The following is a 25661-nucleotide window of genomic DNA, read 5'->3' on the forward strand; positions in this document are numbered from 1 at the left end:
CGCGCGGGGACCAGCCCCGCGCGGCGACGGACCTGCGCAGGGCTACAGAGCCACCGCGAAGGCCGTCGCGGACCAGAGGCTGCAGCCGTACGGGGTCGCGCGCCGGTCGCAGGTGATGCGGAGGTAGCGGGTGTCCGCGGACGGGTCCAGGCGCACCGTGTCCGTACCGCCCCGGGAGGAGACGGAGGCGGCCGCCCGCCAGGTGACCCCGTCCGACGAGGTCTGCACGCGGTACGCCGACGGGTACGCGTCCTGCCAGTGCAGGGTCAGCAGCCCCACCCGGGCCGGGGCGGCCAGCTCCGCCTGCCACCACGCCCCGTCCACCGGCTTCGAGGACCAGCGGGTCCCCTCGTCGCCGTCCACCGCCGCCGACGCCGGGAACCGCGCCGACTCGTCGCCCGAGGAGGTGACCCGGGCCGTGCGGAGCAGGTCCGGGCCGCCGGTGCGCGGGACCGCCCGGACCGTGAGCGTGCGCACCTGCCCGTCGAAGGCGACGGGGATCGCGTAGGTGCCGGCCGGGGTGGAGGCCGGGAGGCGGACCTCGACCGGGAGGGAGAGCCGGCCGCCGCGCGGGAGCGTGACCTGGCCCGGGAGGCGGACCTCGATGCCCGCCGGCGGCGGGCCCGAGAGGGTCAGGGCGCCCCGGACCTCGCCCGGGCGGACCGACGACAGCTGCGCCGAAACCGTCCGCGCGGCCCCGCCGATCTCCACGTCCACCCGGCCCCCGTCGGCCAGTTCGAACCCCGCCTGCGGGTCGTCCGCGAACCACGGGACCACCTGGTGGACCACCGGGTCCTCGCCCGCCCACGACAGCCGCACCGCGTCCGCCCGGACCCCGCCCGCGTCGGCCTGGGTCCACCCGGATCCCGCGGCCTCCCCGATCCGGCGCCAGCCCTCGCCCGGCACGTGCACCTCCACCGCCGCGCCCCGCGAGCCCGGCGCCAGCGGGTCGGTCATCACCGTCACCGCCGCCAGCGGACGCGGCTCCTCCAGCGGCACCGTCCAGGAGCCGGGCTCCCGCCGCACCGCCCCCGCCGGCCGGGACGCACCGGTCCAGGCGTCCGACTCCGCCGCGGCCTTCGCCAGGAACGGGTCCAGCACCGAGGAGTCCACCCGGACCCCGTCCTGCTCGGCCAGCGCCCCACGGGCCGCCGCCAGGTCCCGCGAGGCCTGCCAGGCGGCCGCCCCGTCACCCCGGGCCTCGGCCCGCAGCAGGTCCACCGCCAGCTCGCCCGCCGCCCCGTACCGCGAGAGACGCTCCAGCCACGGCCCCGCCTCCCCGGCCAGGGAGGGCAGCCGCGCCGGGGCCTCGCGCAGCACGGTGAACGCCGCACGGAGCCTTTCCCCCGCGGCCTTGTCGCCGGCCGCGCGGGCCCGCCAGAACTCCTCCATCAGAGGCTTCAGGTACGCCGACTCCTCCAGCTTCAGCCCCGAGGACGCCGTGTTCCCCGCCAGCGCGGCCAGCGCGGCCCGGGTCCGCTGGTCGGGGCCCGACAGGTCGCGCACCGCCGCCGCCCAGGACTCCCCGGGCCGGTACCCGCTCGGGTTCCAGGCGTAGTCCGCCGCCGTGAACAGCGGGATCCGCGACAGGGTGCCCTGCGGCATCGCGTTGGCCAGCACCCCCGCCGAACCGCTCGCCACCGCCGGATCGCGCCCGGCGTACGGGCCGAGGAAGATGCGGTCCGGGTCCCAGTCGTTGACCGGGTAGTTGTCCATCGTGACCAGCGGGTGCCCGAGCGCCGACCGTGCCCCGGCCAGCTCCTTTCCGGTGATGGTGCGCGGCACCACCCCCACGCCCGTCCACGCCACCTCCACCCGTGCGTCCAGCGCCCCGGCCAGGGCCGTCCGGTAGGCGGTGGCGCCCTCCTGGAAGTACTCGGTCGGCAGCAGCGACAGCGGGACCGCCCCGGGGTGCCGCTCGGCCAGGTGGGCCGCCAGCTCGCCCGCGACCTCCGCGTGCGCCTTCGCCGCCGCCGCGGGCCCCGTCCCGTACCGCACCCGGTCGGCCCGGCAGCCCCACTCGGCGTAGCTGACGTCCTGGAACTGCAGCTGGAACGCCCGGAAGCCCAGGTCCCACATGGAGTCCACCTTGCGCAGCAGCGCCGCCCGGTTCTCCGCCGACGCCAGGCACATGGACTGCCCCGGCGACACCGCCCAGCCCAGCGTCACGTGGTTGGCGCGGGCCCGCTCGGCCAGCTCCCGGAACTCCTCGCGGGCCGCCGCCGGGTACTCCTCGCGCCAGGCCGTCGTCCGGTACGGGTCGTCACCGGGCGCCAGCAGCAGCCGGTTCTGCTTGGTGCGGCCCAGGAAGTCCAGCTGGGCGAGCCGCTGCTCCTGGGTCCAGGGCTGCCCGTAGAACCCCTCGGTGACCCCGCGCACCGGCGCGACGGGCCAGTCCCGCACCAGCATCCCGGGCACCTTCCCGCCCCCGGCCGCCAGCAGCTGACGCAGTGTCTGCGCGCCGTGGAACAGCCCGTCCGCGCCCACCCCGGCCAGTGCGACCGTGTCCCGGCCGCCGGTCCGGCCCACCGCCAGCCGGTAGCCGCCCTCGGGCAGGTCCCCGGCCGGGGCCGCGCCGAGCGCCCGCAGCGCCACCTCCGCGTCCGGCCCCTGGAGCCTGACGACGAGCGCCCCCTCGGGCAGCACCGCCCCCGGCGGCCGGTCGTGCAGGGTCCGGACGCCGGCCGCGCGCAGGGCGGTGCGCACCACGTCCGCGGCGTACGGGTCCACGTCCTCCGGCACCACCAGCACGGCCTCCGCGGCCACCGGCACCTCGCGGGCCGGATCGGCCGACGCCGACTGCGGCCGCGGCCACACCGCCGGACCCTCGGAGGGGGCTCGCGGAACGTCGTACGCCGGGTCGAGCAGCGGTCCCGAACCGCCGGAGGCGACGGCGGCGGACCCGCTGTCGGGACGCGGCACGGCCGGGGACTTGGGCGTCGCGGCCAGCATGCCCTCCGGGACCGAGCCCACCGCCCCGCCCAGCAGCGAACCTATGACGGCGACCGCCGCGGCGGTGCTCCGCTTCCTGCCCCTGAGCTGCACGGAGCCTCCCCGTCCCGAGTCGTCCCCCGCCCGTACGAATGAGCCCGAGCCCACCACCCGTGCGGCTCAAGTGTCAATCCGGGTGGGGTGATCTGACCAAGATCGGCCAGGAATGCGGTGCCCCGGACTGGGTATGGCTGCGGTGTCCGGCGCGGGTGTTGCATGGGCGCGTCCGCCGGACCGGCCGGGTCCGGAGCACCGGTCCGAAGCACGCACGAGGGAGCCCCCCATGACCACCCGCACCGCGCCCGCCGCCCGCAGCCGCGCCCCGCTCGCCCATCTGCCCGTGCAGTCGGGCCCCGGGGACGTGCCCCCGGCGGGCACATCCCCGTTGTCCGGGTGCGCGGACGCGCCGCTGACCAGTGAGACCCCGCTGCCCGGAGCGGCGTACGCCCCGCTGACCAGTGAGACCCCGCTCGTGCACGAGGCCCCGCTCACGAGCGAGGCGATCTACTAGCCCCTTCCAGCCCCAAGGATGCAGATGGACGACCTCGCCCGGCTCGCGGCCCACCACGGCGTCGCCACCTCCTACCAGCCCGCCGAGGACGTCACCGTCCAGGTGCCGCCGGCCACGGTCCGCACCGTGCTCGGACTGATGGGCGTCCCCGTCGACACCCCCGAGGACGTCCGGCGCACGGCCGGATCCGCCGAACGGGAGGCGGCCGGGCGGCTGCTGCCGCCGACCCTGGTCCAGTGGCGCGGCGAGCCCGCCCCCGCGGCCCTGGCCGGACTGCCGGAGGGGACCCGGCTGCGGGTGACCCTGGAGGACGGGGCCGGGGAGGCCGCGTGGGCCCTCCGCCTGCCCCTCGGGGTGCACCGGGTGACCGCCGAGACCCCCGACGGCCGCACCGCCGGGGCCACCCTGATCGTGGCCCCGGACCGGGCCCCGGCGGCCCCGGAGCGGGCCCACGGGCTGCTCGTCCAGCTGTACTCCCTGCTCTCGGAACGCTCCTGGGGCATGGGCGACCTCGGCGACCTCGCCGAACTGGCCCGCTGGGCCGCCCGCACCCACGGCGCCGGGTTCATCCAGGTCAACCCCCTGCACGCCGCGGTCCCCGGCACCCCCACCGACCCCTCCCCCTACCGGCCCGCCTCCCGCCGCTTCCCCGACCCGGTCCACCTGCGCGTCGAGGACCTCCCCGAGTGGGAGGCCTGCCCGGACCGCGAGGCCCTCGCCGAACTGGCCGCGCGGGGCGGTGAGCTGCGCCGCGAGGTGCTGGAGAAGGGCGCCCTGATCGACCGGGACGCCGTGTGGGCCCTCAAGCGGGCCGCCCTGGAACTGCTGTACGCCGTCCCGCGCACCCCCGCCCGCGAGGCCGCCCACCGGGCGTTCCTCGCCGCCCAGGGCGAGGGGCTCGCCCGGCACGCCGCCTGGTGCGCGGCCGCCGCCGGGGAGGACCCGGGGGAGCGGGCCGGCTTCCACGCCTGGCTGGTCTGGCTGACGGACACCCAGCTGACCGCCGCCCAGCGGGCCGCGCGGGAGGCCGGGATGGAGGTGGGCATCGTCCACGACCTGGCCGTCGGCGTGCACCCCGAGGGCTCGGACGCCGCCTTCGGTCCCTTCCACGCCCGGCACGTCTCCGTCGGCGCCCCGCCGGACGCCTTCAACGCGCGCGGCCAGGACTGGGGGCTGCCGCCCTGGCGGCCCGACGTCCTGGAGGAGTCCGCGTACGCCCCCTTCCGGGCCCTGCTGCGCGGGGTGTTCCGCTACGCGGGCGCGGTGCGCGTGGACCACGTGATGGGCCTGTTCCGGCTCTGGTGGATCCCGGAGGGCACCCCGCCCGCCGGGGGCACGTACGTCTCCTACGACGGCGAGGCGATGCTCGCCGTCCTGGTCCTGGAGGCCCACCGGGCGGGCGCCGTGGTGGTCGGCGAGGACCTCGGGACGGTCGAGCCCCGGGTACGGGAGGCGCTGGCCCGGCGCGGGATCCTCGGCACCTCGGTGCTCTGGTTCGAGCGGGACTGGTCCGGCGACGGGCAGCCGCTGCCCCCGGGCGCCTGGCGGGCCGACTGCCTGGCCACCGCCACCACCCACGACCTGCCGCCCACCGCCGCCAAGCTGGCCGGCGCCCACGTCGAACTCCGCGACCGGCTGGGCCTGCTGACCCGCCCCGTGGAGCTGGAGCGGGCCGAGGACGCCGCCGACACCGCGCAGTGGCTGCGGGTGCTGGACCGGCTGGGGCTGGAGGCCAAGGGCGAGGAGAAGGCCGTACGGGCCCTGTACGCCTTCCTGCTGCGCACGCCGGCCCGGCTGGTCGGCGTATGGCTGCCGGACGCGGTGGGGGACCGGCGGCCGCAGAACCTCCCGGGCACCTGGGACCAGTACCCCAACTGGCGGCTGCCGGTGGCGGACGCGGCGGGCCGGCCCCTGACCCTGGAGGCGCTGACGGCCTCGCCGCGGGCGAACGCCCTGCTGGGCGCGGTGCGGGAGGGCGTGAAGACCCGTACGGCACCCCCGGGCGCGCGCCCGCTTTAGGTGTTCGCTACGTTTGCACCGTGGACAAGAAGAACGCTCTGCGCGCCGGCGCCGTCTCGGCCGGAACTGCGCTGATGATGCTGCTGATGACGTCTCCCGCCCTCGCGCTCACCCGCGACGACGGCGACGACCCGGGCCCGGGGCTGAGCATCGGCGAGACGCTCGGTCTGTACGTGGCCCTGCCGATCGTGATCTTCCTGATCATCACGGGTCTCGTGATGGTCGGCGACAAGTCGCACAAGCAGCAGAACCAGGGCTGACCCGCCCCCGGGCGGTCCCACGACTCCAGCACTTCCGGGCGCCGGAGGTCCGCGGGTCCGGCGTGAGCCGGACCCGTGGCGACCTCCGGCGCCTTGGCGTGCCCGGATGCGGGGCGCCCGGCCCGGGGGCCGGTCCCGGGGCGCCCGGCCCCGGCGGCCTCAGGGCATGTCGGCGAGGAGCTTGCGCAGCAGCCCGCCGAGCACCTCGACCTCCTCGGGGGCGAAGTCGGCGAGGGCGGCCCGGTTCACCTCGATGCCGGCGGTGACCGCCTCGTCCACCAGCGCCAGCCCGCGCTCGGTGAGGGTCACCTGGAGCCCGCGCCGGTCGTGCGGGTCGGGACTGCGGGTCAGCAGCCCGGCCTTCTCCAGCTTGTCCAGCCGCCCGGTCATGCCGCCCGTCGTGAGCATCAGCGTGGCCGACAGCTCGCGGGGCGAGAGCGTGAACGGGCTCCCCGACCGCCGCAGCGTGGCGATGACGTCGAACTCCCCGCGGGACACCCCGTGGCGGTTGTACACGCGCTCCACCGCGTCGCCCATGGCCTTGGAGATCCGGTAGATCCGGCCGAAGACGGCCATCGGCGTGGTGTCCAGGTCGGGGCGCACCGCGTACCACTGGTCGGTGATCGCGTCGACGGCGTCTGGGGCGGTGTCCTTCTTCAGTGCGGTCATACCCGCAAGTATCCGGGTTCCGTTTACTCACCCACAAGAAAGTAGCTTGCTAAAAAGTAGCTTAGTGCTAAGCTACTTACGAGCGACCTACTCGGGGAGGCCGGGACGGGCCCCCGGGTAGGTCGCCTCCCAAGCCACCGCCCGCCCTGCCCGAGGAGTGACCGTGAACCGTGTCACCACGATCGTCCTGACCGCACTCGCCCCCGTCTCCTGGGGCTCGACCTACTTCGTCGCCAGCGAGCTGCTGCCGCCGGACCGGCCGCTCTTCACCGGCGCGATGCGGGCCCTGCCCGCCGGTCTCCTGCTGGTCGCCCTCTCCCGGACCCTGCCCAAGGGCGCCTGGTGGTGGAAGTCGGCGGTCCTCGGCACGCTCAACATCGGCGCCTTCTTCCCGCTCCTCTTCCTCGCCGCCTACCGCCTCCCCGGCGGCGTCGCCGCGGTCCTGGGCTCCGCGGGCCCGCTGTTCGTCGTCGGACTGGCCGCCCTCCTGCTGGGGGAGCGGGCCAGGCTGCGCACCGTGCTCGCCGCGGTCGTCGCCGCGCTCGGCGTGAGCATGGTGGTGCTGACCTCGCAGGCCCGGCTCGACCTCGTCGGCGTCATCGCCGGCATCGTCTCCTCGGCCTCCATGGGTGCGGGCACCGTGATGACCAAGCGCTGGGGACGCCCCGAGGGCGTCGGCCCGCTGGCCGTGACCGGCTGGCAGCTCACCGCGGGCGGCCTGGTCATCATCCCGATCGCCGCCCTGGTCGAGGGTGCCCCGCCGGCGCTCGACGGCAAGGCCTTCCTCGGCTACGGCTACATGATGCTGATCAACACCGGCGCCGCCTACCTCCTCTGGTTCCGCGGCATCGGCAAGCTCTCCGCCACCTCGGTCACCCTGCTCGGCCCGCTCTCCCCGCTCACCGCCGCCGTCATCGGCTGGGCCGCCCTCGGCCAGGCGCTGACCCCCGTCCAGGTGCTGGGCATGGTGATCGCCTTCGGTGCCACGGTCTTCGGACAGCTCCCGGGCCGCACCGCGAAGGCGGACACCGCGAAGGCGGACACCGCGAAGACGGACACCGCGAAGGCGGACACCGCGAAGGCGGACACAGCCGCGAGCGCCGCCGTGAACGCCGTCCGGGCGGAGACCCTCCAGTCCGAGGCCCCCAAGGCCGAAGCCCCCAAGGTCCAAGTTGCCTGAGACCCCACCCGCCACCGCGCGCCCCCCGCACCCGCCCCATCCCCCTCGCCCCGGTCCCCGGGGAGGTCGGCCCCCCGACCTCCCCGGGGACTCTTCATTTCTCCTAAACCAACCCGTCAAAATCTTTCGATGGACCTGGACGGTCGGAGATGCGACGGTAATCCCACCACACCCACCACCACCCGGAAGGGGACACAAGAAGTGGCCGTCACGGACCGCGCCCGGACCACACCTCGAGAGGACCGGCAGCAGACCACGAGCAGCACCGGGAAGAAGGGGGCCGTGGGACTCGGCGTACTCCTCGCCCTGCTGGCCACGGTCGTCTGGTCCGGCAGCTTCGTCGCCACCCGCGGCATGGCCGGCACGGTCCCGCCCGTCCAGGCCGTCTTCTGGCGCTGGATCACCGCCGCCGTCGCGGTCACCCCGTTCGCCGCCCGCCAGGCCTGGCAGCAACGGGCACTGATCCGCAGGCACTTCGGCTACATCAGCCTGGCCACCCTCTTCGGCGTCACCCTCTACAACACCCTCGTCCACCAGGCCGGTCTGACCACCTCCGCCTCCAACATGGGCATGATCATGGCCGCTTCGCCGGTCATCATGGCCCTGTACGCCCGCCTCGGCGGCGAACGGCTCGGCGCCCGCCGCACCTCCGGGATGCTGCTGGCGGCCCTCGGCGTGCTGCTCCTCGTCGGCAAGGGATCCCTGACCCCCGACTTCGGCGCCGGCGACCTGTGGATGTTCGCCGCCGCCTTCTCCTTCGCCACCTACAGCGCGCTCCTCAAGCGCAAGCCGGCAGAGATCGGCGGCCTCGCCTTCCTCCTGACCACCTTCGTCCTCGGCGCCCTGATGCTGGCCCCCGCCTACGCCGTCTCCCTCACCGTCCAGGGCGGCTTCGAAGCGACGCCCGCCACCATCGGACCGCTCCTCTACGTCGGCGTCTTCTCCTCCGCCGTCGCCTTCTTCGCCTGGAACAAGGCCGTCTCCCTGATCGGCGCGGCCCGCGCGGGCGTCGTCTACTACCTCCAGCCGGTGTGCGTCGCCGGCCTCGGCCTGCTCCTCCTGGGCGAGCGGACCGGCCCGGCCCAACTGCTCTGCATGGCCCTGATCCTGGGCGGTGTCGCCCTGGGCAGTGCGGCCCGCCGGTAGTTTCACCCCGTGACCGACTGGGACATCAAGAAGCTGCGGATCCTGCGGACGCTGGCCGACCGGGGCACCGTGACCGCCACGGCCGAGGCGCTGCACATGACGCCCTCGGCCGTTTCGCAGCAACTGACCAACCTGGCCCGCCTGCTGGGCGTGACCCTGCTGGAGGCGCAGGGCCGGGGCGTCCGCCTCACCGACGCGGCCCACCTCGTCCTGCGCCACACCGAGGCCGTCTTCGCCCAGCTCGAACGCGCCGACGCCGAACTGGCCGGCTACCTCGCGGGAGACGTCGGCGAGGTCCGCGTGGGCGCCTTCTCCACCGCCGTCCCGTCCCTGGTCGTCCCGGCCGTGGCCGCCCTGAAGCGGGACCACCCGGGCATCGAGGTCCACATCCGCGAGACCGAGGCGGCGGAATCGTACGACCTGCTCTCCACCGGAGCCGTCGACCTGGCCCTCTCCCTGGCCGCCCACCCCCCGGGCACCGCCGACGCCCGGTTCACCCGGATCACCCTCCTCGAAGACCCCCTGGACGTGGCCCTCCCCCCGGACCACCCCCTGGCGGACGCCCTCCTCGTCCGCCTGGCCGACCTCGCGGGCGAGCGGTGGATCTACGGGGGCAGCGGCCCCTGGTCGGAGATCACCCGCAGCGCCTGCGAGGCGGCGGGCTTCCTCCCGCAGCAGGCGCACTCGGCGTCCGGCTGGACCGCGATCCTGGCGATGGTAGAGGCCGGCATGGGCGTGGCCCTCGTCCCCCGCATGGTCTCGGCCCGCGCGACGGGCGTCTGCCTCCGCGTCCTCACCCACGACCGCCCGACCCGCTACGTGGTGGCGGCCCTCCGCCGCGGCGCGGAAGCGGCCCCGGCCGTCTCCCGCGTCCTGCAGGCCCTCCGGTCCACCGCGGCCGCCCGCCTCTGACGTCCCGGCGGCGCGGGGCCTTCATGAGGGAACGTCTTCGGGCCGGTGTTGACCCTCGACCTGGTGCAGGGACCACAGTGACGGGAGTGGAGAACGCGATGCGCAGTATCGGTGAGACGGCCCGCGACAGCGGCCTGGGCGTGAGCGCCCTGCGGTTCTACGACCGGGCCGGCGTGCTCGTCCCGGCCCGCGTCGACCCGGTCAGCGGCTACCGCTGGTACGGCCCCGAGCAGGTGGACGAGGCCCGCCTGCTCGCCCGGCTGCGCCGGACGGGCCTGCCGCTGGCGGACATCCGGCTGGTCCTGGCCGGCTGGCCCGGCCCCGACACCGGGGTCGTACGGCAGCTGCTGGACGCCCATCTGCGCCGGCTCGAACGCGGGCTGGCCGAGGCGCGCAGCGAGTTCTCCACGGTCCGCTCGCTCTTCGACCGCCAGGAGAACCCCATGACCGCGCTCCGCACCGCCCACGCCCGGGTGTCCGTCCCGGCCGCCGCACTGGCCGCCGCCTTCGACACGGTCCGCTTCGCGGCCGGCACCGACCCGGAGCTGCCCGCCCTCGGCGGCGTCCTCTTCGACCTCGACGGGCCGACCCTGCACCTGGTGGCCACCGACCGCTACCGCATGGCCGTCGCCGAAGTCCACACCTCGGGGCACGAGGGCCCCCGCACACAGGTCGTCGTACCGTCCCCGCTCGCCGACGCGATGCGGGCGCTGCTCGTCGACGGCACCACCGCGCTCCTCACCGTGGACGGCGACCGGGTGGCCCTGGAGGCCGGGGACCGCCAGAGCGCCGGCAGGTGCCCGGACCACGACTTCCCCGACTACCGGCGCCTGGTCCGACTGCCGCAGGGACGCCGCGCCCTCGTCGACGTTCCCGCCTTCCGAGCGGCCCTGGAGGACGGACCGTTCACGGCGGGGGAGGGGCGCGACGGCAGCGCCTGCGACCTCAGCCTGCTCACGGTCGCCGACGGCGAGGCCGTCCTGTGCGAGGACGGAGACGGCAACCCGGACCGGGTCGCCGTCAACCGCGCGTACCTGCTGGAGGCCCTCGCCGCTGCGGCCGCGGACCGCCTGCTCCTCGAACTCGGCGTACCGACGACCCCGGTGGCCCTCCGCCACCCCGACACCGGGACGGCCGTCTCCCTGCTGATGCCGGTCCGCCTGGAGGACTGACGTTCGGCTTGGTCGAGGCTGGCCACCCGTCCGTCGCCACCAGGCCCGTAGGCGCATCCTGCGCATGGGCACATGGCCCGTGCGCAGGATGAACAGGACCGGCCCGCAGGCGGGTGACGCGGACAACCCCATGTCATCCGGCCCGGCAACGGCGTAATTTTGCGGCATGGCCTCTGAGCACCTGGGTGACCGGCTGAGCCGTCTCCGTCGCTTCGCCGACCTGACCCAAAAAGGTCTGGCGGAACGGTCCGGAGTATCCGTGGACGTCGTCCGCAAGCTGGAACAGAGACGCAAGCACAGCGCACGACTGCCCACCCTGCACGCCCTGGCCAAGGGCCTGGGCGTGGAGCTGACGAGCCTGCTCGGCGATCCGCCAGGCGTCCCGTCGACCGGCGAGGCGGATTCCCCGGCGCTCGTCGCCGTCCGTCGCGCGATCATGCCACCACTGTTCGCGCCTCCCGCCGAACCGACCGGCGTAGAGCGACTGTCACTCCCCCTCCTGAGGGCCGAGCTCGCGGACGGCTGGACCCTCTACCACGCGGCGGACTTCGGCCGCCTCATGGAGGTGTTGCCGGGGATCATCGCCGACGCCCGGCTCCTCGCGGCCGTCGGCAACGCCGACCAGCGGGCGGCCGGTCAGGCTGCTCTCGGCAAGGCGTTGCAACTGGGCGGCCACCTGGCCATCCGCCTGGGCAAGACGGACCTCGCCCTCTCGGCCCTGGAACGTGCCTACGCCGCAGCCGGCGAATCCTCCGACCCCTTGCTGGCCCCGATGTTGTCCAACTCCGTGGCGTGGGCCTACCAACGCCAGGCCCGGCTGGACGACGCACGCCACCTGGCCGTGCACGCCGCAGACACGGTGGAGCGGGAACACACCGACACCTCCGAGGGCGTCCGCGTCTGGGGTGGACTCTTGATGTCCGCAGCCACGTCCTACGCACGGAGCGACGACTACGAGACCGCCAACGACATGATGGTGACCGCCGAAAGGGCAGCAGGCCGTCTGTCCACCCTGCCACCCCCGGCGGACGGCAAACTCGTCTCGGTCTTCAGTAGATCGTCCGTACGCATCGAACGCGTCCGCCTGGCCGTCCAACACGAGCGCCCGGAAGAAGCCCTGACGCTGGCCAGTGGCATAAGGCTCAGCAAGGACACGCCCCCTTCATGGCGAACCTGGCTGCTCCTGGACCTGGCCCGCGCCCACACGGACCTGGGAGACGCAGCCGGGGCGGTGAAAACGTTGGAGAAGCTGCGCAAGGTGGCCCCAGGGTGGATGCGCTACCACACCTTGGCGGTGGCGATCGTCTCGGACCTCTGGGCCGGGCCGCACCACCCCCCAGGCCTGCGGCAACTGGCGGACTTTCTGGGGGTAGCCAACTAAGGGCGCCAAAGTGGGATGTTGCGTCCCTGTAGTCATCTGCTCACTGACGGGAGCATCGCATCGTCAGGCAGACGACACGAAGGGTCCGACATGGCCACAACTGCACAGCAACACACGACATCGGCTGATCCGCTCCCACCCGACAACCCGTGGTTGAGGGCAACAGGCATCGAGAAGCCCGGCGCGGAACTCCTCACCCGTGCGCTCGTCGGCTGGGAGCGCTTCCTCGGCTCCTTCGAGGGAGCATCCGATGAGTGAGCAGTACGAGTACGTCCCCCACCGCCTCCTCCGACGCCGTGTCCGCGACATCGCGTCCGGAGCCGAAGGTGAGCTGATGGCCGTGATCAACGAGAACGTCTCGGATTCCGCCGACTACGAGCGCTGGATGGAACTGGCCTACATCCGCAGTGCCTCTGGCCGCGAATTCACCACCGCCGTCGCCAACGTCCAGCCCGCCCATGACCAGCCCCAGACCGCCCGCAGGCGCGAAGGCCTCGGAAGCGCGTAGCGATCTGCTGCGCCTGGATGCTCCGCAGACCGGTCTGTTCGTCATGTGGCGCAGGTACCAGCCCAGGACGGGCGGCGGACGTCGAAAAATGAGGAGCGCGTAGCGGTCTGACGCGGACGGCGGCCCCGTCTACGGCCGGTGGTCGGCCCGGATGCCCGGTCTGCCGCCCCCCGACCTTCCCGCCTGGTCGCTGATCCGGCCGCATGCCCAACCGTGGACCGGCCCGCCCCGGAAGGACAGTGGGACTGACGGGAAAGCCCCAGCCCTTCTCCGAGACCGCTCAGGCGGGATACCGTCCCCCGCACCACCGGCCCGCAGTCAGGGAGGCGGGTGGGCGGCCACCGACCCGCCTCCGGCCCCTCGAGGGGGAAAAAGCGGGCCCGCACCGCGAGCGCCCACAAACCAGCGGGCCCGCCCCCGCAGGGACGGGCCCACCGCAGGTCAGGCCCCCGTCAGCCCGCTGCCGCGTCCGCGGCCTGGGCCTTCAGGGCGCGCTCGACGCCCGACCGGGACTCCGACACCAGGCGGCGCAGGGCCGCGTTCGGCTCGGCCGAGGCCATCCAGGCGTCCGTCGCCGCCAGGGTCTCCGCGGAGACCTGGAGCGCCGGGTACAGGCCCACCGCGATCTGCTGCGCGATCTCGTGGCTGCGGCTCTCCCAGATGCCCTTGACCACCGCGAAGTACTTCTCCGCGTACGGCGCGAGCAGCTCGCGCTGGTCGGTCTGGACGAAGCCGCCGATCACGGCTTCCTGCGCCGCGTTCGGCAGGTCGGCGGAGTCCACCACGGAGGCCCAGGCCTCGGCCTTGGCCTCCGCCGTCGGACGCGCGGCACGCGCCGTCTCCGCGTGGCGCTCGCCGGCCGCCGTCGCGTCCCGCTCCAGCTCCGCCGCGATCTCGGCCTCGTCCGCGCGCCCCGTCGCGGCGAGCCGCTCCAGGAACGCCCAGCGCAGCTCGGTGTCGACGACCAGGCCCTCGACCGTCTCGGCACCGGACAGCAGCGCGCCCAGCAGGTCCAGCTGCTCCTCGGTGCGCGCCGTCGCCGCGAAGGCGCGCGCCCACGCCAGCTGGTGGTCGCTGCCCGGCTCGGCCGCGCGCAGGTGCTCCAGCGTGGCCACGGTCCAGGCGGCCAGGCCCTGCTCCCGCCACGCCGGGTCGGCGTACAGGTCGATGGCCAGCTTCACCTGGCGGTGCAGGGACTGCACCACGCCGATGTCGGACTCCTTGCCGATGCCGGACAGCACCAGCGCCAGGTAGTCGCGCGTGGCCAGTTCGCCGTCACGCGTCATGTCCCACGCCGACGCCCAGCACAGGGCCCGCGGCAGCGACTCGGTGAAGTCGCCCAGGTGCGCGGTGACGTTGGCCAGCGAGACCTCGTCCAGGCGGACCTTGGCGTACGAGAGGTCGTCGTCGTTGAGCAGGACCACCGCCGGACGCGCACGCCCGACCAGCTCCGGCACGGCCGTCAGCTCGCCGTCGATGTCCAGCTCGATCCGGTCCGTGCGGACCAGCTTCCCGCCGTCCAGGTCGTACAGGCCGATCGCGATGCGGTGCGGCCGCAGCACTGGCTCGCCCTTGGCGCCCGCCGGCAGGGCCGGGGCCTCCTGCCGCACGGCGAAGGAGGAGACGACACCGTCGGCGTCCGTCTCGACCTCCGGCCGCAGCACGTTGATGCCGGCCGTCTCCAGCCACGCCTTCGACCAGGCGGTCAGGTCGCGGCCCGAGGTCTCCTCCAGGGCGCCCAGCAGGTCCGACAGGCGCGTGTTGCCGAACGCGTGCGCCTTGAAGTACGCCTGCACGCCCTTGAAGAAGGCGTCCATGCCGACGTACGCGACGAGCTGCTTGAGCACCGAGGCGCCCTTGGCGTACGTGATGCCGTCGAAGTTGACCAGGACGTCGTCCAGGTCGCGGATGTCGGCCATGATCGGGTGCGTGGACGGCAGCTGGTCCTGCCGGTACGCCCAGGTCTTCATGGAGTTCGCGAACGTGGTCCAGGCGTGCGGCCACTTCGAGCCCTCGGCGTAGGCCTGGCAGGCGATCGAGGTGTAGGTGGCGAACGACTCGTTCAGCCACAGGTCGTTCCACCACTCCATGGTGACCAGGTCGCCGAACCACATGTGCGCGAGCTCGTGCAGGATGGTCTCGGCGCGCACCTCGTACGCCGCGTCCGTCACCTTCGAGCGGAAGACGTACTGGTCGCGGATGGTGACCGCGCCCGCGTTCTCCATCGCGCCCGCGTTGAACTCCGGCACGAAGAGCTGGTCGTACTTGGCGAACGGGTAGTCGTACGCGAACTTCTCCTGGAACCAGTCGAAGCCCTGCCGGGTCACGTCGAAGATCGCGTCCGCGTCGAGGAACTCGGCCAGCGAGGGGCGGCAGTAGATGCCGAGCGGGACGACCTGGCCGTCCTTGCCCTCGTAGGAGCTGTGCACCGCGTGGTACGGGCCCACGATCAGGGCGGTGATGTACGAGGAGATGCGCGGGGTCGGCTCGAAGGACCACACCCGGTCCTTGGGCTCCGGCGTCGGGGAGTTCGAGATGACCGTCCAGCCCTCGGGGGCCGTCACGGTGAACTGGAACGTCGCCTTCAGGTCGGGCTGCTCGAAGCTGGCGAAGACCCGCCGCGCGTCCGGCACCTCGAACTGGGTGTACAGGTAAGCCTGCTGGTCGACCGGGTCGACGAAGCGGTGCAGGCCCTCGCCGGTGTTGGTGTAGGCGCAGTCCGCGACGACGCGGAGCTCGTTGGCCCCGGCGGCGAGGCCGTCCAGGGCGATCCGCGAGTCGTTGAAGACGGCGGCGGCGTCCAGGGCCGTGCCGTTCAGCACGACCTCGTGCACGGCCGGCGCGACCAGGTCGATGAAGGTCCCGGCCCCCGCCTCGGCCGACTGGAAGCGCACGGTGGTCGCGGACCGGAAGGTGCCGCCCTCCTGCGCGCCGCTGAGATCGAGCTCGATCTCGTACGAGTCGACGGTGAGCAGCTTCGCCCGCTGCTGAGCCTCTTCACGGGTGAGATTCGTGCCAGGCACGCGTTCATCTCCTTTGATGGTGACGTTGCCCCGCCATCCTTCCATGCGGGCCGCTCCACCGGGCGGGAGTAATCCAGGGGCGAACACGGGCGGACGGAGGTCCTGGGCAAGCCACGCGAAAGGGGCGGTGCCGCGACGGCACCGCCCCTTGCGACCGCAGCGGCGGCGATCAGCCGCGCAGCTCCTCGGCCACGAGCTCCGCGATCTGCACCGCGTTCAGCGCCGCGCCCTTGCGGAGGTTGTCGTTGGAGAGGAACAGCGCGAGGCCGTTGTCGACCGTCTCGTCCACCCGGATGCGGCCCACGTACGAGGCGTCCTTGCCGGCGGCCTGGAGGGGGGTCGGGATCTCGGACAGCTCGACGCCCGGGGCGTCCTTGAGCAGCTCGTAGGCGCGCTCGACGCCGATCGGGCGCTCGAAGCGGGCGTTGACCTGGAGGGAGTGGCCCGAGAAGACGGGGACGCGCACGCAGGTGCCGGAGACCTTGAGGCCGGGGATCTCCAGGATCTTGCGGGACTCGTTGCGGAGCTTCTGCTCCTCGTCGGTCTCGAAGCTGCCGTCGTCGACCAGGTTGCCCGCGAGCGGGACCACGTTGTACGCGATCGGGCGCTTGTAGACGGCCGGCTCGGGGAACTCCACCGCGTCGCCGTCGAAGGTCAGCTGGTCGGCGGCCTCGGAGACCGCGCAGGCCTGGCCCTTGAGCTCGGCCACGCCGGCCAGGCCGGAGCCGGAGACGGCCTGGTACGTGGTGGCGACGAGCGCGGTCAGGCCGGCCTCCTCGTGGAGGGGGCGCAGGACGGGCATCGCGGCCATGGTGGTGCAGTTCGGGTTCGCGATGATGCCCTTGGGGCGGTCCTTGATCGCGTGCGGGTTCACCTCGGAGACCACGAGGGGGACCTCGGGGTGGCTGCGCCAGGCGGAGGAGTTGTCGATCACGACGGCGCCCTGGGAGGCGACCTTCTCGGCGAGGGCCCGGGAGGTCGCGCCGCCCGCGGAGAAGAGCACGATATCCAGGCCGGCGTAGTCGGCCTCGGTGGCGTCCTCGACGGTGATCTCGCGGCCCTGCCACTCCAGGGTCGTGCCGGCGGACCGGGCCGAGGCGAAGAGCCGCAGCTCGTCGACCGGGAACTTCCGCTCGGCGAGGATGCTGCGCATGACTCCGCCGACCTGTCCGGTGGCTCCGACGATTCCGACCCTCACAGTGACTCCTTCGATACGTGGACGCGGGCGCGCGTGAAGCCATCATGCGTTCGACCCCACGAGGCTTGTCCAATCCATTGTCCGAGGTGCGGACAGTGTCGGACCCGTGAACCCCGGTGACGAGTCCGTGACGGCCGTGTTTCACCTCACCCGAACGTCCGTTTTGCCTGTTCGGAGCCGGTTAGCTTCCGTTCAGCCGTGATCGTTGTCCGGACACGGCGCACCAGAGACCGAAACACCGGGAACCCCGGGGGGAAGACCACCATGCGGACCATCCGCCACCGCCGCCGGTCCATACCGGCCCTGGCCGCCCTCGCGGCCGCCACCGTCGCCGCACCCGTCCTGCTGGCCGCCGCTCCGGCGTCCGCCCACCCGCGCGAGGGCCGGCTCGCCAAGGAGCTGGTCGAGGAGGTCACCGCGCGCGGCGCCTACCGCCACCTCGCCAGGTTCCAGCAGATCGCCGACGCCAACGGCGGCAACCGTGCCGCGGGCACGCCGGGCCACGCCGCGTCCGCCGCCTACGTGCACGACACCCTGAAGAAGGCCGGCTACGACGTCTCGTACCAGGACTTCGACATCTACGAGGCGCACACGAAGACGGAGAAGACCACCGTCCTCGGCGAGCAGCCGCGCGAGGTGGCGACGGCCGCCTTCACCTTCACCGCGTCCACCCCGGCCGGCGGCCTGACCGCCCCGCTGGCCCCCGCCCGGGTCGACGAGACCCCCGGCTGCACCGCCGAGGACTACCCGGCCGGCGCCTTCACCGGGAAGATCGCCCTGGTCAAGCGGGGTGCGTGCACCTTCGTGGAGAAGCAGCGGGCCGCCGCCGCGGCCGGCGCGGCCGGTGTGATCGTCTACAACCACAGCGGCACCACCCCCGTCCGCGGCGGGTTCTCCTCCCCGTCCGAGGGCATCATCCCCAGCGCGGGCATCAGCCTGGCCGACGGCGAGGCCCTGGCCGCGGCCGCCGCCAAGGGCGAGGTGAAGGTGCGCCTGGACCTGGACCAGGAGCACGTGAAGAAGACCACCCGCAACGTGATCGCCGAGACCAAGGGGGGCCGCGCCGACCGCGTGGTCACGGTCGGCTCGCACCTGGACTCCGTCCCCGAGGGCCCCGGCATCAACGACAACGGCTCCGGCTCGGCCGGCCTGCTGGAGGTGGCCCTCAAGCTCGCCGACGAGGGCGCCGGCAAGAAGGGCAGGGGTCCCGCCAACAAGGTGCGCTTCGCCTGGTGGTCGGCGGAGGAGCTGGGCCTGCTGGGTTCCGAGCACTACGTGGCGCAGCTGTCCGAGAAGCAGAAGAAGGACATCGCCCTCTACCTGAACTTCGACATGATCGCCTCGCCGAACCCGGTGCAGTTCGTCTACGACGGCGACGACTCCGACAGGACGGGCGCGGGCGCCGGCCCGGCCGGCTCGGCGCAGATCGAGTCGCTGATCAACGGCTTCCTGGACCGCAAGGGCAAGCCGCACGAGGGCAGTGACTTCGACGGCCGCTCCGACTACGGCCCGTTCATCGAGAACGGCATCCCGGCGGGCGGCACCTTCACCGGCGCCGAGGGCGTCAAGACCGCCGAGCAGGCCAAGCGGTACGGCGGCACGGCCGGGGCCCCGTACGACCCGAACTACCACGGGGCGGGGGACACCCTGAAGAACCTGGACCTCAAGGCGTTCGACACCAACCTGGACGTGATCGCGCACGCGGTGGGCACCTACGCCGAGTCGCTGCGCTCGCTCGGCACGTAGCGCCGGGGCCCGAGGGGGAGCGGGCGGGCGGCGGCCGGCCCGAGGGGAAACGCCCGAGGGGGCGGTGCTCGTACGAGCACCGCCCCCTCGGTGTTACCCGGTCAGGCCCTTACGGGGTGACCTTGTCGATCTGCACGCTGCCGGTGCCGGCGGCGGTGCCGCGGCCGTTGAGCAGCTGGACCTGGCCGAAGAACTGACGGCCCTCGGGGGCCGCGCTGGAGACCAGGACGTTCGCCGAGACCTGCGCGGAGGCGCCGTTGGCGAGGTTGACCGCGGCGGCCTCGTCGACCTGGACGGTGCCCAGGGCGGACGAGAAGTAGACGTCGCGGTAGTCGTACGTGGTGGAGCCGGACGGGACCGCGTAGCCGATGACCTTGACGGTGTAGGTGCCGGCGGCGGGCTTGTCGATGCTCACGGACTCGTCGGAGTCGCCGTCGGCCGAAGAGGCGACCTTCACGCCGTCCTTGTAGACCTCGAGGTCGAGGTCGGCGCCGGCGTCGGAGGTGTGGTTGATGGCCACGTCCAGACGGGAGACGCCCTCACCGACGGTGACCTCGGTGGTCTTGGTCTCGCCGGCGGCGATGGTCGGCTTGTCGACCTTCGCGGAGCCGAGCGGGCCGCCCTGGAGCTTGCCGCCGGAGATGGCCGCGCCGGTGTTCTTCACGGTCCACTGGACCGGGGCCGGGGTGCCCTGCTTGACCTCGGGGAGGACCTTGACCGCCGGGTCGAAGCCCGCGCCGAGGACGGAGACGTCCAGCTTGAACGGGTTGTCCAGCAGCGGCGACGTACGGCGCGACTCGACCTCGATCTCCCAGACGCCCGGCTGCGGGTTGTCGTAGGAGCGCAGGTCGGGGCGGCACTTGTTGGCCGGGTTGTCGTAGTTCGGGTAGCACTGGGTGGTGGCGCTGTCCTCGACGCCCGTGCCGTACGGGTGGATCGAGATGAAGCGCGTCTGGCTGCCCGCGGCGAGACCGCCGAGCGCGACCTCGAGGGTCTTGGCGCCCTGCGGGACCGTCACGAAGTACGACTTGTGGCTGTTGCGCTGGACGGAGGAGGTGTCCGAGAGCGCGAAGGACGGCTGCGCCAGCGGGGTGGAGGCGACGACCGTGGTCAGGATCTGCTTGTCGATGCCCTCGGTGGTCGGGTCGTCGAGCTGCAGGATGCCGCTGTGGACGCCGGCCGACTTGACGTTGGCCTCGACCTTGATGGTGACGGGCTTGTTCAGCGGCAGGGTGACGTAGTCGTAGCCGCCACCGCCGACGACCTTGAAGGTGCCGTCGTTGTTGCGCCAGCTCAGGTTGTGGCGGGTGCCGTACTTCGGGCCGGTGGTGCGGGTGACGACGACGTCGTAGACCTTCTTCTGGCCGACCTTCAGGCCGCCCTCGCGGTCGTAGAGGCCGGTGCCGAAGCCCGGGGTCTTCAGGAACTGGTCGAGCGCGGTGTCGACGGGGGCCTTGACCGTGAACTCGTTGGCCTTGGCGCCGCGCTGGATGGACTCCCACGCCTTGTTGATGTCGATGAGGCCCGCGCCCTGGGCGTGCGCCGGGACGTCGTCGATCTTCTTGGCGGTGCTGGTCAGCGCCACGCGCAGGTTGGCCGGGGGCAGGGCGATCTTCGCCTGCTTGGCGGCCGAGATCAGCAGGGCGCTGGCGCCCGCCGCCTGCGGCGAGGACATCGAGGTGCCCTGGAGCATCGAGTAGCCGGCCGGCAGGGAGTAGCCCGCCTCCTTGACCGGGCTGCCGGGCAGCCAGGTCTGGGTGGTGTTGATGGCCGCGCCGGGGGCGGTGATGGTCGGCGTGAACCCGCCGTCCTCACGCGGACCGCGCGAGGAGAAGGGGAACATGTTGTACTTCTTGGTCACGCCGGAGCCGTAGTTGGCGGCCCAGGTCTCCTTGGAGACCGCGGCGCCGACCGAGATGACCTTGTCGGCGAGGCCGGGGTCGCCGATGGTGTTGACACCGGGGCCCTCGTTGCCCGCCGAGATGACGAGCTGGACGCCGTAGGTGTCGATGAGGTTCTTGTACAGCTCGGAACGGGCGTTGTTGCCGTCGTTCAGCGCCGGGAGACCACCGATCGACATGTTGACGATGTCGACACCGCGGTTGACGACGAGGTCGATCATGCCCTCGGTCAGTGCGATGTTGGTGCAGCCGCCGGACCAGGAGCAGGCGCGCGAGGAGACGATCTTCGCGCCGGGCGCCTCGCCGTTCATCTTGCCGCCGAAGAGGCTGTTGGCGGCGGTGATGCCGGCGACGTGCGTGCCGTGCTCGGACTCGATGATGCCGATGTTGACGAAGTCGGCCTTCTTGCCGACCCAGTCCCCGCCGAACGGGTCCATCGGGACGTCCTTGCGGATCTGGATCACGAAGGGGATCCGCTCGGAGACGTCGGTGGCCGGGTTGTCCGTGCCGAAGTAGCCGATCTGGTAGCCGTCCTTGTACGGCTTCATCGGCTCGTTGTTGGTGAAGTCGCCGTCCTGGTCGGTGTCCACGCGGACGGTGCCGGCCACCGGGTCGTACAGCATGCCGAACTTGTCGGTGGTGTCGCCGTCCCGGTTGACGTCGCCCTTCATGTCACCGGTGGCGGTGATCGACTCGCTGAAGCGGCTCCACTGGAAGGTGCCCTCGGGGGCCTTCCAGCTCTGGCCGCCCGCGGCGAAGCTGCCGCCGGTGGAGGTGACCGGGGTGACCTGGGGGCGCCAGGTGGCGTCGTTGTCCAGGATCGGGTCGGTCGCGGTGACCCAGTCGACGATCTTGCGCTCGCCGGTGGTGGTCTTCTGCAGCGCCGGGTGGGCGATGTCGACGCCGGAGTCCAGGATGCCGATGGTGACGCCGCGGCCGTCGGCCTGCGGGTTCTTCTGGACGAAGTCCACCGCACCGGTCTCGAAGGACGGGTTGTACGGGTTCTTCGCCGGGGTGTTCTTGTCCGGACCGGGGTAGGTCTCGGCGGCGGTCTTCTTGCCGGCACCGTCCTTGCCCGAATCGGGGCGCGGGTCCGGAAGCTGGATCTCCTGCTTGAGGTCCATGCCGTGCACCGACTCCAGCTTGGCGGCCGCCTTCAGCGCCGCCTCCGCCTTGTCGGTCGGGAGGGTGGCGCGGACGTAGCCGAGCTTGTCGTACGTCTGGCCCACCGAAGCGCCCTGGACGGCGTGCAGCTGGTCGGAGACCTGCTTGGTCTGGCCCGGCGCGGTCGCGACCATGACGGTGACGGTCGCGTCACCCTTGGCCTTGGCCTCCTGGAGCAGTTCGGCGTCCGCCGAACCGAGCTTCTGGTCGGCCGACTTGGCCGGAGCCGGGGCCGACGGGTTGTCGCCGGTGGCCGCGAAGACGGGTACGGCGCCGGTGGCGCAGAGCGCGGCCACCAGGCCCGCGGCCGCCGCGACGCGCGCCGCGCGCCGGGCGCCGGGTATGGCCCCGGTGGTGCTGGGGGATTCGAGGGTCATCAGCATCCCTGGCTAGAGATCGATACGGTCCGGATTTCGGTGCCGGATGACCGGTCAGCTTTGCGCAAGTGACAGCTGTTTGGGGAGGGTTGTCATTGACCGAGACCTGACGTGGCGGACACTCGCCAGGGCGGGGTTTCCGCCATCGGGAACATGTCGGGGCAAGCCCGGGCGACTCGCGTCGGTCGGGTAGTGGATTTATCGACTTACAGGCCGTGTGGCGGGGGTGTGCCGGGGCCGGTTCTCACCCCGGGTGTGACAGATTCCGGGCGTTCAGCGCTCGCGCGTGCGCGCGTAATGGCGCGAGGCCTTGGCGCGGTTGCCGCAGACGGCCATCGAGCACCAGCGCCGGGTGCCGTTGCGCGAGGTGTCGTGGAAGTGCAGGATGCACGTCTCCGAGGCGCACTTGCGGATCCGGTCGGGCGCCGACCGCAGCAGTTCCAGGTAGTCGCGGGCCGCGGTCCAGGCGGGCCCCCAGGAGGGGTCGTCGAACTCCGCCCGCTCGCCCGGACCTTCGGCCGTGAGGGTGGCCCGGATGCGGCCGTGCTCCAGTACGGCGTCGATCAGCTCGCGGGCGCCGGCATCGGCCGGGTCCGTGACGGCGCGGGCGAGGGCCTCGCGCGCGGTCAGCAGGTGGACCAGGGTCGACTTGTCGGCGCGGAAGCGGCCGTCCAGCCCCGTGCTCCGCAGCCAGAGGGCCAGCCCCTCCAGCCGGCTCAGGCCGAAGGCCCCGGCGAAGAGGTCGGTGGGCACGCCCTCCGGCATCCAGCGCGTGTTCACCAGGTCGAGGGCGAGCGGCTCCCCGGTGAGCGGACGGGGGTCCGTCGTCGGTACTGCCGTCATGTCCGCCTCCTCGCTCTGCTAACCCCTCAAGGGTACGTGACCGGTTGACGTCCGATTCTCTAACCCCTAATCTCGATTTAGAAGGTTAGAACCACTGAAGGGAACCCTCATGACCGCCACCACCGTCGGCACGCTCCGCACGGGCCACGTGGGCCTCAACGTCACCGACCTGGAGCGCTCGCTCGCCTTCTACCGCGACGCCCTGGGCTTCGAGCTCCTCGGCGAGGGCAAGGAGGACGGCCGCCGCTTCGCCTTCCTGGGCCGGGACGGGGAGCTCGTCCTCACCCTCTGGCAGCAGGCGGAGGGCCGGTACGCGCCGCAGGCGGCCGGACTGCACCACCTGGCCTTCTCCGCCGGCACGATCGAGGAGGTCCGGGCGTACGAGGAGCGGCTGCGCGGCCTGGGCGTCGACTTCGCCTACGAGGGCGTCGTCGCCCACCGCGAGGGCGCCACCTCCGGCGGGATCTTCTTCCACGACCCGGACGGCACCCGGCTGGAGATCTCCGTGCCGACCGGCGCCGAGGGCGCTCCCACCCCGACCGCAGGCGCTCCGACCTGCGGGTTCTTCTAGGTCCTCACGGAAGGGGAGCCATCATGGACCGGTACCACCAGGGCTCGCTGGCCGTCCAGGAACGGGTCGGCGTCCGTGAGCTCGCCGAGCACGTCGGCCGCTCCATCGGCCCGGGCATCCGGGACGTGGCGGCCGCCTTCCTCGCCCTCCAGCCCCACCTCGTCGTCGGCGCCGCCGACGGCGCGGGGCGGCTGTGGGCCTCGCTGCTCACCGGCGCGCCCGGGTTCGCACGCGCCACCGGGCCGGACCGGATCGCGGTCAGCGGCGGCCTGCCGGACGGGGACCCGCTCGCGGCGGCGCTGGCCGCAGACGGCACCAAGGTCGGCACGATCGCCCTCGACCCGCGCACCCGGCGCCGGATGCGGCTCAACGGGACCCTGGCCGTGACCCCCGGGGGCTTCGCGGTGGCGGCCGAGGAGGTCTTCTCCAACTGCCCGAAGTACCTGCAGAAGCGGCAGCCTCTGGGGCCGGCGGCCGAGGGGCCCGGGGTCGTACGGCGCTCCCGGGCGCTCACCCCGGACCAGGAGCGGGCCGTGCGCGCCGCCGACACCTTCTTCGTGGCCACCACGGCCGGCGCGGGCGGGGCCGACGCGAGCCACCGGGGCGGGATGCCGGGCTTCGTGGAGGTGCTCTCGCCCACCGTGCTGCGCTGGCCGGACTATCCGGGCAACGCGATGTTCCTGACCCTGGGCAACCTGGCCCTCGACGACCGGGCCGGGCTGCTCTTCCCCGACTGGGAGGGCGGCGGGCTGCTCCAGCTGAGCGGGCGGGCCCGGGCCGAGTTCGGGGCCGATGGGAGCCGTAGCGTCCGGTTCCGGGTGGAGTCGGTGGTGGAGAGCCTGCACCCGGGGCGGCTGCTGTGGAGCACCCCGGAGTACTCCCCGGCGAACCCGGCTCTCCCCGCGTCCCCGGCCGTCCCGGCGAACCCGGGCGTCGCGGCGTTCCCGGGCGTCCCGGCGAACCCGGGCGTCCCGGCGTCCCCGGCCGTCCCGGCGTCCCCGGCGGTTCCGGCGGTTCCCGGTGGGGCGGCCGACCGGCCTCACCGGGGCAGGACGACGAGGTAGGCGGCGGGCTCGCGGTCGCAGGCCGCGGTCAGGGCGGTCCGGACGACCGCGGCCTGCTGCTCGGGCCAGTCGCGCAGCTTGCGCGGGGTCAGGTGGAGGACGGTCACCCCGAGCCGTTCCAGGGCGTCCCGCTTGCGGACGGTCTCGGCCCAGTCCTCGTCCTCGCCCTGGCGCGGGGCCCGGGTGTCGATCTCGACGGCCACGGCCTGCTCGGGCCAGTACGCGTCCACCCCGCCCAGGTGCGGGCCGCCGGGCAGCCGCAGGTCCACGTTCCAGACCGGCTCGGGGAGCTCGTAGCCCCGGACGAGCTGGTACAGCCGCTCCTCCGCGATGGCCCGGCCCTCGGCGAGCAGGGCCTCGACGGCCTCGACCACGTGCGGCCGGTTCAGCAGCCGGGCCACCGTCAGCTCCCGTACGACGGCGGCCGGTTCGCAGTGTCCGCCGCGGACGGCCTCGCTGAGGACGCGGCGCACCGCGTCGGCGTCGTCGAGCTGGGCGACGGCGTCGGCGACGGCCCGCGCCACCGGCGCCACCGGCACGCCGGTGACCTCCAGCGGGCGGGGCGGGGTGTGGGCGCGCACGATGCGCACGTCGCCGGTCGAGCGCAGCCGTCGGGTGTTCGGGACGAGGACGTCGATGTGCGCGAGGGAGAGCAGGGCGGGGGTGGAGGAGAAGCGGTAGAGCGCGAGCGCGGCCAGCCCGGTGATCATGGCCTCGCCGTTGCCGCGCCGGCCCGCGTACAGGAGCGCGGCGTGGAGGCGCTCCTCGCTCGTCGCGGGTCCGGCGTGCAGCAGGAACACCCCGGGCAGCACCTGCTGCCACGGCCGGCCGGCGGCCTCGGCGGCGCTGACTCCGTGCTCGCGCAGCTGCGCGAGGGTCAGCACGCGGGGGCGGCTGGCGGTGAGGTGGGCGAGGGGGAGGGGTGCGTTCTGGTTCATGACGCGGTGATTCCCTCAGGCCATGGCCTTGCTAACGTCTGTTACACGCTCGTCGGCAAATCAGGACAAGACGGGGCTAAAGTACGG

Annotated in this window: 18 protein-coding genes and 1 pseudogene; 12 read left to right on the plus strand and 7 right to left on the minus strand. The window is 73.2% G+C overall.

Translation table 11 applies throughout. The annotated features are described in order from the left end of the window. Positions 1–42: 42 nt before the first annotated feature. Positions 43–3045, minus strand: coding sequence for a beta-N-acetylglucosaminidase domain-containing protein (locus AB0469_RS34900; RefSeq protein WP_366455532.1), 3003 nt, complete (start codon positions 3043–3045; stop codon positions 43–45). A gap of 229 nt (positions 3046–3274) precedes the next feature. Between AB0469_RS34900 and AB0469_RS34905 the strand changes: the two genes are divergently transcribed. The 3 genes from AB0469_RS34905 to AB0469_RS34915 are packed head-to-tail and all read left to right on the plus strand — an operon-like array spanning position 3275 to position 5781. Next, positions 3275–3502, plus strand: a complete 228-nt coding sequence (locus tag AB0469_RS34905) for a hypothetical protein (protein WP_366455533.1) — start codon at positions 3275–3277, stop codon at positions 3500–3502. Positions 3503–3520: 18 nt separating this feature from the next. Next, positions 3521–5521, plus strand: a complete 2001-nt coding sequence (locus AB0469_RS34910) for a 4-alpha-glucanotransferase (protein WP_366455534.1) — start codon at positions 3521–3523, stop codon at positions 5519–5521. A 20-nt stretch (positions 5522–5541) separates the two neighbouring features. Further along, positions 5542–5781: a hypothetical protein gene (locus tag AB0469_RS34915; protein ID WP_366455536.1), complete on the plus strand. Its 240-nt coding sequence runs from the start codon at positions 5542–5544 to the stop codon at positions 5779–5781. Between the two features lie 159 nt (positions 5782–5940). On the opposite strand, the gene AB0469_RS34920 is transcribed toward AB0469_RS34915, so the two are convergent. Further along, a complete protein-coding gene (locus AB0469_RS34920) occupies positions 5941–6450 on the minus strand; it encodes a MarR family transcriptional regulator (protein WP_366455538.1) in 510 nt (169 codons plus the stop codon). Between the two features lie 163 nt (positions 6451–6613). On the opposite strand from AB0469_RS34920, the gene AB0469_RS34925 reads away from it, so the two are divergent. From AB0469_RS34925 to AB0469_RS34950, 6 genes are all read left to right on the plus strand, one after another. After that, positions 6614–7630: an EamA family transporter gene (locus AB0469_RS34925; protein ID WP_366455539.1), complete on the plus strand. Its 1017-nt coding sequence runs from the start codon at positions 6614–6616 to the stop codon at positions 7628–7630. A 282-nt stretch (positions 7631–7912) separates the two neighbouring features. Beyond that, entirely contained in the window at positions 7913–8776 is an 864-nt protein-coding gene (locus AB0469_RS34930; RefSeq protein WP_366455540.1) for a DMT family transporter, read from the plus strand. 9 nt (positions 8777–8785) lie between these two features. After that, a complete protein-coding gene (locus tag AB0469_RS34935; RefSeq protein WP_366455541.1) occupies positions 8786–9688 on the plus strand; it encodes a LysR family transcriptional regulator in 903 nt (300 codons plus the stop codon). 98 nt (positions 9689–9786) lie between these two features. After that, complete coding sequence (locus AB0469_RS34940) at positions 9787–10860, plus strand: MerR family transcriptional regulator (RefSeq protein ID WP_366455542.1); 1074 nt, start codon at positions 9787–9789, stop codon at positions 10858–10860. A gap of 166 nt (positions 10861–11026) precedes the next feature. Further along, the gene (locus AB0469_RS34945; protein ID WP_366455543.1) at positions 11027–12241 is read left to right on the plus strand and encodes a helix-turn-helix transcriptional regulator; all 1215 of its coding nucleotides are present in this window, start codon (positions 11027–11029) and stop codon (positions 12239–12241) included. A 250-nt stretch (positions 12242–12491) separates the two neighbouring features. Beyond that, the gene (locus AB0469_RS34950; protein ID WP_366455544.1) at positions 12492–12749 is read left to right on the plus strand and encodes a hypothetical protein; all 258 of its coding nucleotides are present in this window, start codon (positions 12492–12494) and stop codon (positions 12747–12749) included. A gap of 452 nt (positions 12750–13201) precedes the next feature. Here the strand turns inward: AB0469_RS34950 and pepN are convergent, their stop codons facing one another. Both pepN and AB0469_RS34960 read right to left on the minus strand, forming a co-directional pair. Next, positions 13202–15772, minus strand: a complete 2571-nt coding sequence (pepN, locus tag AB0469_RS34955; RefSeq protein ID WP_366455545.1) for an aminopeptidase N — start codon at positions 15770–15772, stop codon at positions 13202–13204. A 169-nt stretch (positions 15773–15941) separates the two neighbouring features. Next, positions 15942–16970 (minus strand): aspartate-semialdehyde dehydrogenase, encoded by a 1029-nt coding sequence (locus AB0469_RS34960; protein ID WP_366455546.1) that lies wholly within the window; start codon positions 16968–16970, stop codon positions 15942–15944. A gap of 264 nt (positions 16971–17234) precedes the next feature. On the opposite strand from AB0469_RS34960, the gene AB0469_RS34965 reads away from it, so the two are divergent. Further along, complete coding sequence (locus AB0469_RS34965; RefSeq protein ID WP_366455547.1) at positions 17235–18716, plus strand: M28 family metallopeptidase; 1482 nt, start codon at positions 17235–17237, stop codon at positions 18714–18716. Between the two features lie 109 nt (positions 18717–18825). Here AB0469_RS34965 and AB0469_RS34970 read toward each other — a convergent pair whose 3' ends face one another. Both AB0469_RS34970 and AB0469_RS34975 read right to left on the minus strand, forming a co-directional pair. Beyond that, positions 18826–22158 carry a S8 family serine peptidase gene (locus AB0469_RS34970; protein ID WP_366455548.1) on the minus strand — a complete coding sequence of 1111 codons (3333 nt, stop codon included), beginning with the start codon at positions 22156–22158 and terminating at the stop codon, positions 18826–18828. Between the two features lie 273 nt (positions 22159–22431). Further along, positions 22432–23001 (minus strand): CGNR zinc finger domain-containing protein, encoded by a 570-nt coding sequence (locus AB0469_RS34975; RefSeq protein ID WP_366455549.1) that lies wholly within the window; start codon positions 22999–23001, stop codon positions 22432–22434. 109 nt (positions 23002–23110) lie between these two features. Here AB0469_RS34975 and AB0469_RS34980 point away from each other — a divergent pair, with 109 nt between their 5' ends. Both AB0469_RS34980 and AB0469_RS34985 read left to right on the plus strand, forming a co-directional pair. Next, complete coding sequence (locus AB0469_RS34980; RefSeq protein ID WP_366455550.1) at positions 23111–23572, plus strand: VOC family protein; 462 nt, start codon at positions 23111–23113, stop codon at positions 23570–23572. A gap of 23 nt (positions 23573–23595) precedes the next feature. Next, a pseudogene (locus tag AB0469_RS34985) lies at positions 23596–24474 on the plus strand (pyridoxamine 5'-phosphate oxidase family protein); the annotation flags it as partial. 137 nt (positions 24475–24611) lie between these two features. Here the strand turns inward: AB0469_RS34985 and AB0469_RS34990 are convergent. Continuing rightward, a complete protein-coding gene (locus tag AB0469_RS34990; RefSeq protein WP_042815216.1) occupies positions 24612–25574 on the minus strand; it encodes a hypothetical protein in 963 nt (320 codons plus the stop codon). Positions 25575–25661: the final 87 nt, after the last annotated feature.

Source organism: Streptomyces sp. NPDC093801 (assembly GCF_040701585.1).
GTDB lineage: Bacteria > Actinomycetota > Actinomycetes > Streptomycetales > Streptomycetaceae > Streptomyces.